This is a genomic window from Oscillospiraceae bacterium (genome assembly GCA_025757985.1).
Taxonomy (GTDB): Bacteria; Bacillota; Clostridia; order Oscillospirales; family Ruminococcaceae; genus Gemmiger.
On the sequence record CP107210.1, the window covers coordinates 1,866,853 to 1,881,768 of the forward strand.

General features: G+C 56.3%; 14 protein-coding genes. 1 reads left to right on the top strand and 13 read right to left on the bottom strand.

Translation table 11 applies throughout. From position 1 onward, the window contains the following. Positions 1–2: 2 nt before the first annotated feature. The 9 genes from recA to OGM67_09250 all read right to left on the bottom strand — a co-directional run bounded on the left by recA (position 3) and on the right by OGM67_09250 (position 10,207). The gene (gene recA / locus OGM67_09210; protein ID UYJ33764.1) at positions 3–1,175 is read right to left on the bottom strand and encodes a recombinase RecA; all 1,173 of its coding nucleotides are present in this window, start codon (positions 1,173–1,175) and stop codon (positions 3–5) included. 119 nt (positions 1,176–1,294) lie between these two features. Further along, on the bottom strand, positions 1,295–2,125 hold the full coding sequence (gene prmC / locus OGM67_09215; GenBank protein UYJ33765.1) for a peptide chain release factor N(5)-glutamine methyltransferase: 831 nt from the start codon (positions 2,123–2,125) through the stop codon (positions 1,295–1,297). Beyond that, a complete protein-coding gene (locus OGM67_09220) occupies positions 2,122–3,048 on the bottom strand; it encodes a DUF1385 domain-containing protein (GenBank protein UYJ33766.1) in 927 nt (308 codons plus the stop codon). The genes prmC and OGM67_09220 overlap by 4 nt, the downstream gene beginning before the upstream one ends. Before the next feature lie 167 nt (positions 3,049–3,215). Beyond that, positions 3,216–4,670 carry a HAMP domain-containing histidine kinase gene (locus tag OGM67_09225; protein ID UYJ33767.1) on the bottom strand — a complete coding sequence of 485 codons (1,455 nt, stop codon included), beginning with the start codon at positions 4,668–4,670 and terminating at the stop codon, positions 3,216–3,218. Between the two features lie 39 nt (positions 4,671–4,709). Beyond that, the gene (locus OGM67_09230; protein ID UYJ33768.1) at positions 4,710–5,411 is read right to left on the bottom strand and encodes a response regulator transcription factor; all 702 of its coding nucleotides are present in this window, start codon (positions 5,409–5,411) and stop codon (positions 4,710–4,712) included. A 20-nt stretch (positions 5,412–5,431) separates the two neighbouring features. Next, on the bottom strand, positions 5,432–6,733 hold the full coding sequence (locus OGM67_09235; GenBank protein UYJ33769.1) for a hypothetical protein: 1,302 nt from the start codon (positions 6,731–6,733) through the stop codon (positions 5,432–5,434). 28 nt (positions 6,734–6,761) lie between these two features. Further along, positions 6,762–7,688, bottom strand: a complete 927-nt coding sequence (locus tag OGM67_09240; protein UYJ33770.1) for a DUF2726 domain-containing protein — start codon at positions 7,686–7,688, stop codon at positions 6,762–6,764. Positions 7,689–7,742: 54 nt separating this feature from the next. Beyond that, the gene (locus OGM67_09245; protein ID UYJ33771.1) at positions 7,743–8,522 is read right to left on the bottom strand and encodes a ZIP family metal transporter; all 780 of its coding nucleotides are present in this window, start codon (positions 8,520–8,522) and stop codon (positions 7,743–7,745) included. Between the two features lie 485 nt (positions 8,523–9,007). Then, complete coding sequence (locus OGM67_09250) at positions 9,008–10,207, bottom strand: IS110 family transposase (protein ID UYJ33772.1); 1,200 nt, start codon at positions 10,205–10,207, stop codon at positions 9,008–9,010. Positions 10,208–10,470: 263 nt separating this feature from the next. Here OGM67_09250 and OGM67_09255 point away from each other — a divergent pair, with 263 nt between their 5' ends. Then, a complete protein-coding gene (locus tag OGM67_09255; protein UYJ33773.1) occupies positions 10,471–11,073 on the top strand; it encodes a peptidase E in 603 nt (200 codons plus the stop codon). 329 nt (positions 11,074–11,402) lie between these two features. On the opposite strand, the gene deoC is transcribed toward OGM67_09255, so the two are convergent. From deoC to OGM67_09275, 4 genes are all read right to left on the bottom strand, one after another. Next, positions 11,403–12,056 carry a deoxyribose-phosphate aldolase gene (gene deoC, locus OGM67_09260; protein UYJ36219.1) on the bottom strand — a complete coding sequence of 218 codons (654 nt, stop codon included), beginning with the start codon at positions 12,054–12,056 and terminating at the stop codon, positions 11,403–11,405. Positions 12,057–12,073: 17 nt separating this feature from the next. Continuing rightward, positions 12,074–12,232, bottom strand: coding sequence for a hypothetical protein (locus OGM67_09265; GenBank protein ID UYJ33774.1), 159 nt, complete (start codon positions 12,230–12,232; stop codon positions 12,074–12,076). Positions 12,233–12,364: 132 nt separating this feature from the next. Continuing rightward, entirely contained in the window at positions 12,365–12,814 is a 450-nt protein-coding gene (locus OGM67_09270) for a GtrA family protein (protein ID UYJ33775.1), read from the bottom strand. A gap of 141 nt (positions 12,815–12,955) precedes the next feature. Further along, the gene (locus OGM67_09275; GenBank protein ID UYJ33776.1) at positions 12,956–14,881 is read right to left on the bottom strand and encodes a bifunctional 4-hydroxy-3-methylbut-2-enyl diphosphate reductase/30S ribosomal protein S1; all 1,926 of its coding nucleotides are present in this window, start codon (positions 14,879–14,881) and stop codon (positions 12,956–12,958) included. Positions 14,882–14,916: the final 35 nt, after the last annotated feature.

Here is a 14,916-nt window from a genome sequence, read left to right on the forward strand (position 1 = left end):
TTTTATTCGTCAACCATGATATCAAGGTCAACCTCGCTGCCCGTTGTCTTGGCAGCCGGGGCGGCAGGGGCCTCACCCGGGGCGACCGGCTTGACGATCTCACTCGGGTCCAGCGGCTTGACGCTGCCCTTCTTGCCGGCGGCCAGCAGGCGATCGGCGTTGGCGCGGACGATCTTTTCGATCTCGTCAGAGACCTCGGGGTGCTCCTTCAGGAACTGCTTGGCGTTGTCGCGGCCCTGACCCAGACGCATCTCGCCGTAGTTGAACCACGCGCCGCTCTTCTGCACGACACCCAGCTTGACGCCGAGGTCGAGGATCTCGCCCAGCTTGGAGATGCCCTCGCCGAACATGATGTCAAACTCTGCCTCACGGAACGGAGGCGCGACCTTGTTCTTGACGATCTTGGCGCGGGTGCGGTTGCCGATGAACGCACCGGTGGAGTCCTTCAGACCCTCGATGCGGCGCACATCAATGCGGACGCTGGAATAGTATTTCAGTGCGCGGCCGCCGGTCGTGACCTCGGGGTTGCCGTAGACGATGCCGACCTTTTCACGCAGCTGGTTGATGAAGATACAGACGGTGTTTGTCTTGCCGATGACGCCGGTCAGCTTGCGCAGCGCCTGACTCATCAGGCGGGCCTGCAGACCGACATGGCTGTCACCCATCTCGCCCTCGATCTCGGCGCGCGGCACCATGGCGGCAACGGAGTCCACAACAACGGCGTCGATCGCGCCGGAGCGGACAAGCGCCTCGCAGATCTCCATGGCCTGCTCGCCGGTGTCGGGCTGGCTGACCAGCAGACTGTCAATATCAACGCCCAGCGCGGCGGCGTAGGTCGGGTCTAGCGCATGCTCAACATCAATAAACGCGACCTCGCCGCCCATCTTCTGGGCCTCGGCCAGAATCTGCAGCGCCAGCGTTGTTTTACCGGAGGATTCGGGGCCGTAGACCTCAACGATACGGCCGCGGGGCACGCCGCCGATGCCCAGTGCCAGATCCAGACCCAGGCTGCCGGTGGGGATGGCATCGACCTGCATCGTGACATTGGCGCCCAGCTTCATAACGGCGCCCTTGCCGAATTGCTTTTCGATCTGGGCCAGCGCGGTTTCCAGCGCGGCCTTTTTGTCAGCGGCAGGGCCTGCCGTCTTGGGGGTAGTATCTTTTTTTGCTGCCATGTTGCGGTTCTCCTTTTATATACAAGTAAGTCTAGGATTTGCGTTTGCCTCTATTATATACGATTTACGAACAGATTACAACATTTTGTTGTGCGTTTTTTGTCCCATAAATCGGATTTTCAGCAGCTTTTTTCGGGTTTTTGGAGCAGCACGGCCCGGTCATTGCCGCCGTAGTCCTTGCGGCAGCTGGTGTTGACCCAGCCGCAGGCGGCCCCCAGCGCCAGCACGGCGGGGCCTTGGGCATAGCCGATCTCCAGCACAAGCCAGCCGCCCGGCCGCACGGCGTCCCGGTACTTTTCAGTCAGCAGGCGGTAGAAATCCAGCCCGTCCGCGCCGCCGTCCAGCGCCATGGCAGGCTCCTGCGCCGTTTCCGGCATCAGCGCCCGCATCTCCGCCCCGGTCAGGTAGGGTGGGTTGGAGATGATCAGGTCCGCCCCCTCGGCGGGCAGCGTTTTATAATAGGTAAAGACATCGGCCTGCACGGTGCGCACACCGGTCTGTGCCGTGTTGGCGGTCAGGTACTGCCATGCCTCCGGGCTTTTTTCCACACAGGTCACCAGCGCGCCGGGGCTGTGGCGCGCAATGCCAAGCCCCAAGCAGCCTGTCCCCGCGCAGAGGTCATAGACCACCGGCCGTTCCCTGCCCTGCAAAAGCGCGAGGGCGCTCTCGCAGACGATCTCGCTGTCAGCCCGGGGGCACAGCACACCCGGCCCGACCTTGAGCGTAAAATCCATAAAGTCCCATTCACCCAGAATGTACTGCAGCGGCTCGCGGGCTGCGCGGCGTTCGGCAAGCGCGCTCAGGCGGGCTGCCTCGGCGGCGCTGGGGCCGTCATCCAGACGGGGGTCGCGGCCGGTCGCAAGGCGGTACAGCTCAGCCGCGTCAAAGCGGGCATCGGGCACACCGGCGGCCGTCAGCATGGCGCAGAGCTTTTGAAATGCAGCGTTCACCAGCGGGCATCCTCCTGCTTTTCCGGCAGAACGGGGGTGACGGCGGCAATCGCGACCTCGATCATCGAGTCGTCCGGCTCAAAGGTCGTCAGCCGCTGCATCCAAAGCCCCGGCTGAGAGATGATTCTTGCCGCCGCACTGTCAGAGCGGCCCGCCCATTTCAAAATCTCATACGATACACCAACCAGAAGCGGGAACATGCAAAGCTTGTACACGACCCGCATCGCCGTGCTGGTCCAAGGCAGCACCGCATACAGGAAGATGCTGATGATGATGACGAGGATCATAAAGCTGGTGCCGCACCGCGGGTGAAAGCGGCTCTGGCGGCGGATGTTTTCCACCGTCAGGGGCAGACCTGCCTCATAGCAGGCGATGGTCTTATGCTCAGCACCGTGGTACTCAAACACGCGGTGCAGCTCCTTCATGCGGGTGCAAAGGAACATGTAGCCGAGGAATATGACCATCTTGAGCACGCCCTCGAGGATTACGCGCGGCCAGCGCCCCAGTGGCACGGCGCGCATGACAAGACCGGTCAAAAAAGTGGGCAGAAAGGTAAACAGGAACAGCGCCAGCGCCACGCCCACAAAGGCGGCGCAGGCCATCAGCGCGTTCTGCACGGCGGGGGTGGCGTGCGCCTCGAACCATTTGTCCAGCTTGGACTCAGCGGGCTCGGTCTCGCCCTCCATGGCGATGTCGGCCGCATGCATCAGGTAGCGGTAGCCCTTGTAGAGGTTTTCCGCCATGTTGCAGACGCCCCGGACCAGCGGGACCTTATTGTACCAGTGGGTCGTGACGGTGTCATAGCTCAGGTCGATGGTGCCGTCCGGCTTGCGCACGGCGCAGCAGATCTTTTCCGGACCACGCATCATGATGCCCTCCATCAGGGCTTGTCCCCCGACGGAGGTGCGGAATTCTTTAGGCATATGTGTTCTCCTTCGTCATTTTTGCCTTCCCCTGAGGGGGAAGGTGGCCGAGCAAAGCGAGGCCGGATGAGGGGCGGATGTATCGCTATTGCCCGTTACCGGGTTGTCGCGGAAAGTTTGCCCCTCATCAGTCCGCTTCGCGGACAGCTTCCCCCTCGGGGGAAGCCTTAAATTTTTTCATGCAGATGCTCCTGCCCGGGGTGGTAGACGGGCAGGGTCACTGTGACGGTCGTGCCGCAGCCGAGGGCGGAGGTGATGTCGAACCGGCCGCCGAGCGTCTGGACGATCTCATCCACGACCGCAAGGCCGATACCGGAGCCGCGCACCGAGTTCTTTGCCTTGAAGAACCTCTGCTTGACCTTTTCCAGATCATCGGGCGCAATGCCCCGGCCCTGATCGCGGATCGACGCGCTGACCGTGACCGGTGTGCGGCGCAGGGTCAGAAAGATCGTACCGCCCGGCTCGGAATACTTGATAGCGTTGTCAAACAGGTTGACAAACACCTGCCGCAGCCGCGCCGGGTCTGCCCAGACCGGGTAGGGCTCGGGCGGCTCCTGATAGACAAGCTGCATTCCCTCCTGCCGGATGCGAGCCTCGACAAAGAGCGCCGCATCGGTGGCCTCGGCCACAAAGTCCAGCACCTGACAGTTCATCTTGATGCCGTTCTGCATACGGGAGAAGTCAAGCAGCTCCTCGACCATCGTGTAAAGGCGGTCGGTCTCGGTGCCGATGACCGCCAGACCGCGCCGGTAGTTCTCGTTGGAGGGGTCGTCAATGTTGCTGATCGTCTCGACCCAGCCCTTGATCGAGGTCAACGGCGTGCGCAGCTCATGGCTGACCGAGGAAATGAACTCGTTTTTCAGCCGCTCGGTCTCGGCCAGATCCTCGGCCATCTGGTTGATGGTCTTGCACAGGCGGCCGATTTCGTCATCGTACCGGGTGTCCGGCAGGCGCACCTTCATGTCGCCCTTGGCGATCCGAGTAGCCGTAGCCTCGACCTCACCGAGGGGCCGCACGATGGAGCGCACAAAAAACAGTCCGCTCCAGACCGTGAAGCACAGCACAAGCAGGCCCAACCCCACACAGATGGCCACGGTGCGCCACCAGAGGTTGTCCACCAGCACAAGGCTCGTCACCATCCGCATGGCGGCGATGCTGCCCGCCGCGTAGGGCACAAGCATCGTCACTGCCATGACACGCTCGCCCTGCGGCGTGGTAAAGATAGCCGACCCCAGCCCATTGGCGGCGGTCAGCGCGCGGCCGTAATCGGTGCCGTTGGTCAGGTCGCGGTTCATCGTGCCGCTGCTGGTTGCCAGAATCACGCCCTGATTGTCCAGCAGCATAAACTCAAACTTGTCCTTTTCGTCAAACTGCTCAACCACACGGCGCAGGACCTGCCCGCGGCTTTCGGCGGTAACGGCCATATCCCCCGCCGTGCCGGTGGCCTGCAGGCGGCCCACCACGGTGGAGAAGCGGTTTTCCACAGCGCGTTCAACGCCGCCGTACAGGTCGTTATAGCTGTAATAGAGGAAAAGCCCCTCCGCCAGCACCAGCACCAGCACGGTGATAAGCAGGCTGCCGCGCACCCATCGGCGGATGATACTGCTGCTGTTCGGCTGCATAGGGGGTTCCTCCTTTCGCGTTTTTATAAGGGACCGCCGTCACACATTCCAGCGGTAGCCGTAGCCCCAGACAGTCATGATATGCCGGGGGTTGCTGGGTTCGTCCTCGATCTTCATCCGCAGGCGGCGGATGTTCACATCCACGATCTTGACATCGCCGAAGTAATTCTTGCCCCAGACGCCCTCCAGAATCTTTTCACGCACCAGCGCGGTAGCCGGATTGCGGAAAAACAGCTCCATGATCTGGAACTCGACCTGCGTCAGGTCGATCGGCGTGCCGGATTTGTAGAGGATGCGGCTCTTCTCATCCAGCACAAAGGGGCCGCTGACAAGCTGCTCCGGCTCCTCAGCAGGCTTGGCGGCGCTGGTACCCCGGTGGATGCGCCGGGTCAGCGCCTCCAGCCGGGCGATCAGCTCCGACACCGAGAAGGGCTTTGTGATGTAATCGTCCGCGCCGATGGACAAGCCGCGGATCTTGTCACTCTCCTGCCCCTTGGCCGATACAATGATAATGCCGATGTCGCTGTCATCGCGGCGGATCGTTTCACACAGGCTCAGCCCGTCCATGCCGGGCAGCATGATGTCCAGCAGGGCAGCATCGCAGGGTTCGCCGCCGTGCATCAGCTCCAGCGCACGCTCGGCGCTGGGGGCCTCAACGACCTCCCAGCCTGCCATTTTCAGGTTCAGGGCTACCATTTCGCGGATGCTGGCTTCGTCCTCGACTACCAAAACTCGTTTCATAAACCCGGTTCCCTTCCTTATCAATTTGACCCCAGCAGCACGGTATTCTGGCTGATGGAATCGAGATTCAAGCCGTAATAGGGCGTAACGACCCGCGCCTGCAGCTGTTGGCTGCCGATATTGGCGATGCGCAGGTAGTTGCCGTCGCCGCTGGCTGTGTCCGTGGTCGGTTCAACGACCCGCATCTCGCAGTAGACGGTGTTTCCCTCGGCGTTGCAAATCAGCCAGCCGGTGCCGCCCTGATTGGCGCGGATCAGCACGCTGCCGTGCATTGACTCGGGCAGCTCCATAAACAGATCGTACTCACTGTCGTAGACACCGAACTGGCTGTTGCCGCCTGCGGTGGAGGTGTAATCCTTCCAGAGCAGAAAGCTCAGCCGCTTGTCCATCGGCGTCTGCAGGGTGCCGCCATCGTCGATCTCCACGGGGATGTCCACCGTGCCGTTGCCGTCAATGTCGCAGCTGAGCAGGGTGTCGTTGTAGCGCAGCGTGCTGCGCTGAATGTCGCTCATGCCGCCGGGGCGGTAGGGCTGCAGAAAGCCCGTCTCGGCATCGTACAGGATAATGTCCGACACAAGGCTGCTTGTCCCGGTCCAGGCGTCCATCACAAGGTACATGGCGTCATCGCTGCCGGTCCCGGCATGCAGGGCCGCACAGCTGCTGTAAACGCCCTCGCCCAGATTCAGCGTCTGGGTCGAGCGGAACTCCCCATCGTTGGCGGTCAGCAGCTGCAGCGTCACACCGCCAAGCTCAGTGTCCGGTGGCAGGGCCAGCACAAGGTCCTGCGTATCGCCCTTGCCGGTAAAATTAGCCACGATCATATCGGTGTAGCTTTTGCTGATGACGGTGGACAGACTGCCGTTGTCGTACTGGTAGACGGCCAGATACTGATCCCCCTGCGGGGAGATGTACCCGGTCAGCAGCTGCTTGCTGTCTGCGTCCTTCAGGCTGGCGGCGGAGAAGCTTTCCACCTCGGAGGACATACCCTCGATAGCCTGACTGACACGCCAGCCGCTCTCGCCGCTCGGCTCCAGCACCGCAAGCCAGACATTGGAGCTGGTGGTGTCGGCCGTGTACAGGACTGCGGCCTCGTCAACGCCGTCACCGTCCCAGTCACCGAACGCAAACGGGGAGAGGAAATCGCCGCTGGCGGGATATTTCAGGGTAGCACTGCCGCCCAGATAGCTGTTCAGCGCCTTCTGCAGGGCCGCGCTCTCGCCGGAAAGCTGCGGGGCGCGCAGCAGGGTCTCGACATCGCCCGCCGCACTGCAGCCTGCCAGCAAAAGCAGCACAAGGAGCAGGGCGGTGATTTTTTTCATCATGGCGGTCTGCTCCTTTCTCACAAAGTCATCAATCTGTGTACGGATTATTGGAAAAGCCTTTCTCATTCAGCCGCTTAACCATCGGATTCAATATACTGCGCCATATTTTCTTGACAACTACACTTTTGCTAAAAGTGCGTACCAATGTAGGGCTGATTGCATAGTATACCGCAATAAAGGTGCGCCCAAGCACCGAACTTTTCAGCACGATGTCTCTATATCGCCGCAGCGTCCAAACTTGCGGACAATCATACGAGCCATACACACAAGTCGCAATATAGCATCCCTGTTTTCCCTTATGGGTTTTATTGTGCTGTTCTGCCTGCACATCCCAATCAACCGCCTGCCGTGCGGCATTTTCTTTCTCGAATGTATTCGGCTGCGCAGTATTTTCTTTTGTAAAACTCGGCACTCGCTGAGGTGGCGTCTCCAATGCTTCACGGATACGTTTTTCGATGTACGGTCTATTTACGCCATAATTTGTCCAGAATGTAACCAGCGGTATTCCTGCATCTGCACAAATAGCAGAAACCTTTTCATCGCGTTGGCGTCTTTTCCACTCATGATGTGTATTGTCATTTATTTCCACCACGATTTTGGGCGCAAATTCCCCATCGGTAATCAAAAAATCAACGTTGCGGAAAAGTTCGTTATGATATGCAGAATTGTCCACTTTTTCGAGAAATGCTGCCAGATTGATTTGTGGAAACACATGATATCCTTGCGGGACGATTTCTCTCAAAGCGTCAAAAAAGCCTTGCTCATTTTTTGTAATCAGCCTTTTCTTCGGTTCATACAAGAATTCCAGCTGCACGCGCTTTGGGCACGGTTCATCACCATAATGCCACTGCCCACACACTGGGCACTTTATAATATAGCCCAATTCCTTCTGTTGGTTGCAGGCACGGCACAGCGGATAGCGACCACTTTCCGCACCACAAACGCAGCATTTCATAGGCAGTCTTCCTTCCGCATCCCTTACATCAATACAGTTTATAGTATACCACATTTACGGCAGCGCCGCAATGCCTAACAGCATCAGCAATGTACCTGCGGCGGCGCCCAAAATGCCGGCGGCGCGATGTTTAAGGACGAACGCATCGGGCAAAAGCTGGGCAAAGGACACCCACACCATAATGCCTGCCGCCAACACGACCGTGCCGTTCAAAAAGCCGGGTGTAAAAAACCGGCGCAGGAACAACCACGCCAGCACAGCCCCCAGCGGCTCGGCCAGACCGGAAACGAGAGCCGCCAGCACACCGGCCGCACGGCTGCGGGTTGCGTAGGCGAAGGGCACCGCCACAGCCAGCCCCTCCGGGATATTGTGCAGTGCGATGGCCGCCGCCGTGCGCAGACCGAGCGCCGGGTCCGCTGTCCCGGCGAAGAAGGTAAGTACACCCTCCGGGAAATTGTGCAGCAGCAGCGCCGCGCCGGTGATGAGAGCGGTGCGCATGGCCGCCGCGCGGGCGGGGTCGCGGCCCTGACCAAAGCGGGCAGCAAGCTCGGATTCCTCCGGCAGAAGCTTGCCCAGCAGCCCCGCCGCCGCCATGCCCAGCGCTGTCAGTGTCGCAAGCGCCCCGCCGCAGGCCAGAGGCGGCAGATACCTGCCGTAAAAATGCAGGGCCTCGGGCAGCAGATCGGTCAGCGATGCGGTGAGCATGACCCCGCCCGCAAAGCCCGCCGAGGCGGCCAGAAGCTTTTCCGTTGGTTTGCCAAGCACCGCCAGCACCCCGCCCAGACCTGTAGACAGACCGGCGAGGGCGGTGAGGATCAGTGGTGAAGTTTGCATATCGGTACACCCCCAAGCTTTAGGGCAATACCGCATAATTCTAAGTGCCGATACGGCGAGCGAGGTGCGGCAGCTGCTAAGCCAAAAGCGCAGATAATACTTTGTGTATTATCGAGCATTTTGGCAACGCAGATGCCGTACCGCACACCGAGCCGCAGCGAGGCGCTTCGGAGCGCAACCGCCGCTTGCGGCGGCTCTTGGCGCGGAGATCCGCCGGAGCGGTGCTTAAGCCGTCAGGCGGGAATTGTGCGGTGTTGCCTTAGATTTATAAATGTATACGGTGCGCAGGGCGGCATATGACAAGAGCGCAGGGGTGTTCTTTTGCGGGTGAGTATGGTATACTTGATTTAGCATAGCAAATCTTGCTAATGTATTTGTCAAGAGTTTTTTATAGATTTTCCGATTTTCTTTTGGAAAAAGGGCGCATTAAATTGAACCCACAGCAGTTGTGGATTTTTGAAAAAGATATATAATAGAGTCAGTGGTTACTGTTGCTTGAGCGTTTCCATCGCTCTCGCGTAGTAGATGCGGAGAAACTTGTTGACTCCGGCCATTTTAGCTACGTTATACGGTTTCCCTTCCTGTTCCTTTTTGAGCAGAAAAAGGTAGACAGGGTCATCTTGAGGTCGTGTAAGTTTGAGTGCCTGCATAACCTCAAAGCAATACTTTCTGAGAGCCGCATTCCCACGTTTTGATATGTGGCGATTGTGGCTCTCAAATGTTCCAGACTGATATGGAGGCGCATCGTTACCAGCATAAGCGTTGAGTGCTTTTCCACTGTGAAAGCGGCGGATATCTCCAATTTCAGCAAGGATAAGGGGACCGAGTCGATCCCCAACACCAGCCATAGAGCGCAGAACAGCGTATTCGGGCAACGTTTCAGCTAATGTTTGCATTTTTAGAATAATTGAATCAGTGGCCTTTTGTGATTCACAGACAAGTTCAAGACATTGATTTTGAGCCGCAAGAGTGTATTCGTTTTCTCCCCTTGTTGTGATATTGCGTAATGCAGCTTCGTAAATTGCCAACCCATATGTTTTGGTTTGGCGATTTCGAGATTTTCTTGCGATTTTTTCAAATGCGTCAAGGAAACGACTTTTTCCCATTTTCTTTATACGATCGTAGGATTTAAAACGATTGATAAAGAGAACGGAAAGACTGGTTTCTGGCGTTCTGGTCGTTAGAGGCAGAATGTTGGTTATGCCAGGCATCGTTTCATCCAATAGATTAAGTAGAAATACTTTGTTGGTTTTAAGGGTAAGCATTCGCTGATTATACTGTCGTGCCAAAAATTTCAAATCTTCGTATTTCTGCTCCATAGATGTATATGGAACCAGAGAATAACTCTTTTCCAATGCATATCTGGCAATCCGCACTGCATCTTTCTTGTCTGTTTTGGCCTTGCGAAGATCCATGTCTCCGAATTTCTTGATTTGATAGGCATTAACCATACAAACAGGGAGCCCGGCTTCCTGCAACGCTTTCAGAACAGGATAATGGTAATGCCCGGTATTTTCCATTAAGATGGTTGCAGATTGCTTGCTATTCAAAATATACTTAATGAAAGCGTCTAGTTCGGGCTGCGTATGGTGGAACTCAAAAGGACTTGTGTGCATTGATCCGTCTTGGTTTAAGATGGCTGCTACACTTTTTGACTTGGAAATATCGATTCCTACTGCGAGCATTGACATTCCTTCTTTCGTTTCGATTTATGGCTATCCAGCTTTTCCAAAGTACGCACATATTCAATCGTGAAACGGGAGCTATGTCCCAACTTGCTGAATCGAGCACAAAACAATGGAGGCTGGCTGACACATTTGTCTGCGGGCGTGGTGTCCCAATCGGAAAGTTCGTCAGACCATACCTCCATTTTAAAGGAAAAGAGCAAGGCCGGATAGGCCTTACTCTTACATTATGAATCGGAATTTATATATAAAGGAGAATATTGATGAAACTGTTTTTATGTTCGCACTTTTCAAGTGTAGGAAGTCTGATAAAGGAAGAAATTGAAAATAAAAAAGTCGCATTTATTCCAACAGCTTCGCTGCGTGAAGGCTACACCGGTTATGTCGGCTCGGCTCGAAAATTATTCAAAAAGTTGGGAGCAATCGTAACGGAAATTGATATTTCAACGGAGGCTTATTCAACGATACAGTCTGTTTTTGAAGATGCGGATGTGATATATTTTACCGGCGGAAATTCTTTTTTCCTTATAGACCAGCTCCGTAAAACGGGAACGGATGAGCTGTTGAAGAAAGAATTAGCAAAGGGAAAACTGATGATTGGTGAATCGGCAGGTGCGATTATATGCGCTCCAAGCATCCAATATATCGAGCAAATGGATGAAAAGCCGGGGGACTACTCACAAGAAGATGATGCAGGGCTTGATTTGATTGATTTCTATGTTCTTCCGCATTATCTTACAGCACCATTTAAGAAAGTTACCGAGAAAATAATGACTGAGTTTTCGGATTTGAATCTATCCCCAATTAACAACCGTCAGGGAATTGTAATTGATGGTGAAGGTTCAAAGGTTATTTGCAAAGACTAATTTGAAAATTCGCGTTTTGGAGCGAAGCAGAACAATGAAAGCCCCAGTGGGGCTTTTAAGCGGCAGAACGGTCTTGCGTAGCAAGATGGAGGGGCTTTGCCCCGACAAGTTCCAGTTTGTAGGGGGCATAGGTAACCTCCACGAGAGGGATGAATTCCTCCCCTACTGGCGGAAGATCAGGCTGCAATAGCGGGAATGTTGCGGGCCGGGCATGCCCGGCCCCTACGGGTGCGTAAGATAAAAGGCGCTGCTATCACGCACGATAGCAGCGCCTTCTTGGTTTGTTTATTTAGAGTTCCTTCTTTGCAAAGAAGGAACAACGCGCGCCCTTAGTACCCGCTGCCGGCCTCGCCGGAGGTGAGCAGCTTGACTGCGCGGGAGGTGCCCAGACGGTCAGCGCCAAGGTCGAGGAATTTTTCGATATCCTCCACGGTGGATATACCTCCGGCAGCCTTGATCTTGCAGCGCCCCCGGACATGCTCGGCAAACAGCGCAATGTCATGGAAGGTCGCACCGCCGGTCGAGAAGCCGGTGGAGGTCTTGATGAAGTCGGCACCGGCCTCGGGCACAATGTCGCACATCTTGATCTTCTCCTCCTCGGTCAGCAGGCAGGTCTCGATGATGACCTTGAGGATCTTATCGCCCACAGCAGCCTTGACGGCGGCGATGTCATTGCGGACATCGTCATACTGCTTGTTCTTCAGCCAGCCGATGTTGATGACCATATCAACCTCAGACGCGCCGTTCTCAACGGCAGTTTTGGCCTCAAAGGCCTTGCTGGCGGTGTCCATAGCGCCGAGGGGGAAGCCGACCACGCAGCATACCGGTACGCGGCCCGCCATATACTCGACTGCCTGCTTGACATAGCAGGTGTTGATGCAGACGGAGGCGCAGTGGTTGGCAACGGCCTCGTCACACAGGGTCTGGATCTGGGGCCAGGTGGCCTCGGGCTTGAGCAGGGTGTGGTCTACCTTGCTCAGCATTTCTTCTTTCGTGTATTTCACCGGAAATTTTCCCCTTTCTCACAGCGCTTGCACAGGCGCGCCTGATGCAGGCCCAGTGCCGCAAATACGATGGAGGTGATGCTGACCGTGGCACCGATGATGCCGAGGATCAGCCCCACCAGACGGAATGCATGACCGCGAACTTTCTGTTTCATTGGGGATGCCTCCTTTTTGGGACGAAGTTTTTTGTGCAGCAGCCGGCTGGCGCTGTGCGTCAGCAGCGGATGCCTGAGAGCGAATTTTGCTACCTTAAAAACAAGCATGGTCGGCTCCTTTCGGAATATGCGTCACTTCTTTTTAAAGATAAACAATTTGCTGAAAACATAGTTGGAGAGGATCACAACGACCTGACTGAACAGCTTTACGCCCATGGCCCACAGCTTGGGATCGGCTGCTGCAAAGCGGACTGCCGGCCCCAGCACGCTGACGCCCAGCCAGATGATGAGCTGATCCATGACCATGGTGGCGATGCGGCAGGAGACGAACTGGCCGAACTCCGCAAGGGCCGCCTTGCCCTTGTTGGTGCTTTTGAACACGAAAGTCCGGTTTGTCCAATAAGCAAAGAGGATACAGAGGATATTGTCCAGCACATTGCCGAGGCCGGTCGCAAAATCGGTGCCGAACGCCGCCTGAAAGACCGCGAACACCACCAGATTCAAAAGCGTTGCCACGCCGCCGAAGAAGAGGTAGGCCAGACCCTCGTAATATTTTTTGATGAAGTCTTTGAGTTTTTGCATGGGTTTTCCCTATCATAGCGGCAGCCTTGCAGGGGTCGATGCAAGCATCCGCCCCTACAGAGCTACACGCCGTTTTTCAAGCAAAAAGGGGCCTGCCTGTTAGAACAGGCAGGCCCCTTACGGTTGCTCAGTGACTAAGGATTATTCAGCGTCCTCGCCGTTCTCCTCGTCGAGGCAGGCCTTCATGGACAGGCTGATGCGCTTGCGGTCGAAGTCAACAGCAGTCAGCTTAACGCGGACCTCATCGCCGACCTTCAGAACATCGGAGACCTTGTTCACGCGCTCGTTGCTGATCTCGCTGATGTGGACCAGACCGTCAATGCCCGGCATGATGCGGACAAAGGCGCCGAACTTGGTGATGGAGACAACGGGAGCGGTGAACTCAGTGCCAACAGGAACCTCGTTCTCCAGCTTGACCCAAGGGTTGTCCTCTTCCTTCTTGTAGCCCAAGGAGACCTTCTGGTTCTCGGGATCGTAGCTCTTGACATAGACCTCGATCTCGTCGCCGACCTTAACGACCTCAGAGGGATGCTTGATGTTGTTCCAGCTCAGCTCGCTGATGTGGCACAGGCCGTCAACGCCGCCCACGTCAACGAAAGCGCCGTAAGAGGTCAGGCTCTTGACAACGCCCTTATACTGCTTGCCGACCTCAACATTGGCCCAGAACTCCTCGCGCTTGGCCTTGTTGGCCTCGGCAGTGACCTTGTTGATGGAGCCGACGATCTTGCGGCCGGCGCACTCGGTGATGACCAGCTGAACATGCTGGCCGACGAGCTTGGTGTAGTCCTCATCACGGCGCATGGTGGCCTGAGAACGAGGCACGAAGACGCGAACGCCCTTGACGTTGACAACAACGCCGCCCTTGTTGGCTTCCATGACATCGCCTTCCATAACGGTGCCGTTCTCGGCAGCCTCGGAGACGTCCTTCATGCCCTTCTGGGCCTCAAAACGGACGCGGGACAGGGTGTCAACACCCTCCTGATCGTTGGTCTTGACAACCACCAGATCCAGATCGTCGCCCTCTTTAACAAGGTCTTCCATCTTGGCGTTGGGATCATGGCTCATCTCGCGCAGGGGCACAATGCCGGTGTGCTTGGAACCATCGATACCGACGGTGCACTCCGTCGGGGAAACGCTGATGACCTTGGCTTTTACAATCTTGCCTGCGTACAGGGGCTTTGCCTCGGATGCGTTGAGCATCTCCTCAAAGCTCATGTCGTCACGGATCTCTTCACTCATACTGTTAAGTACCTCCTCAATTATAGACGAAGGCGTTGAAGCCCCGGCCGTCACGCCCACACGCGCAGCACCGGCGAGCCATGCGGGGTCGAGTTCATCAGCAGTCTCGACATTGATGGCCGTGGTATGCCGCGCGGCGACCTGTAACAGCTTTTGGGTATTGGAAGAATGATGACCACCAATGACGACCATCCGGTCGCATTTTTGGCTGAGGTCTTCCGCTTCCTGTTGCCTCGCCCACGTTGCATTACATATTGTATCAAAAATTTTGGCTTTTGTACACTCTTTTTTTAAAAAAACCTTGCAGTTTTCCCAACTTTCCACGCGAAATGTCGTTTGGGCAACCACATAAATGGATTCTTGTTGCAAAAGCGCAGGGAGCAAATTTTGCAGCTCCTCCAAATTGGCGAAAACCCGCACAGAGCCTTTTGTATGGCCGACAATCCCCTGCACTTCGGGGTGGTCAGCATCCCCGGCAACCAGCAAAAGCGCACCGATTTTGTCCGCTTCCATTGCAATTTTATGGATTTTTGCTACAAACGGGCAGGTGGCATCATGATACGCCAGGCAGCGTGTGTTTATTTTATCATAGACCGTTCTGGGTACGCCGTGACTGCGGATGACGACCTCATACCCGTCAGGTACGGCGTCAATATTCGGGCAGGTCACCGCCCCTTTAGCCTCAAGGTCGGCCACGACCTGAGCATTGTGGATCAGCGGGCCGAGGGTCGCAACTTTGCGTCCCTCCGCCAATAAATCGTATGTCAGCTTGACGGCGCGGTCCACGCCGAAGCAGAACCCGGCCGTTTTGGCACGAATGATCTCCATAGCTTGGCTCCTTTTTTGATGTCGGGGCGTCAAGG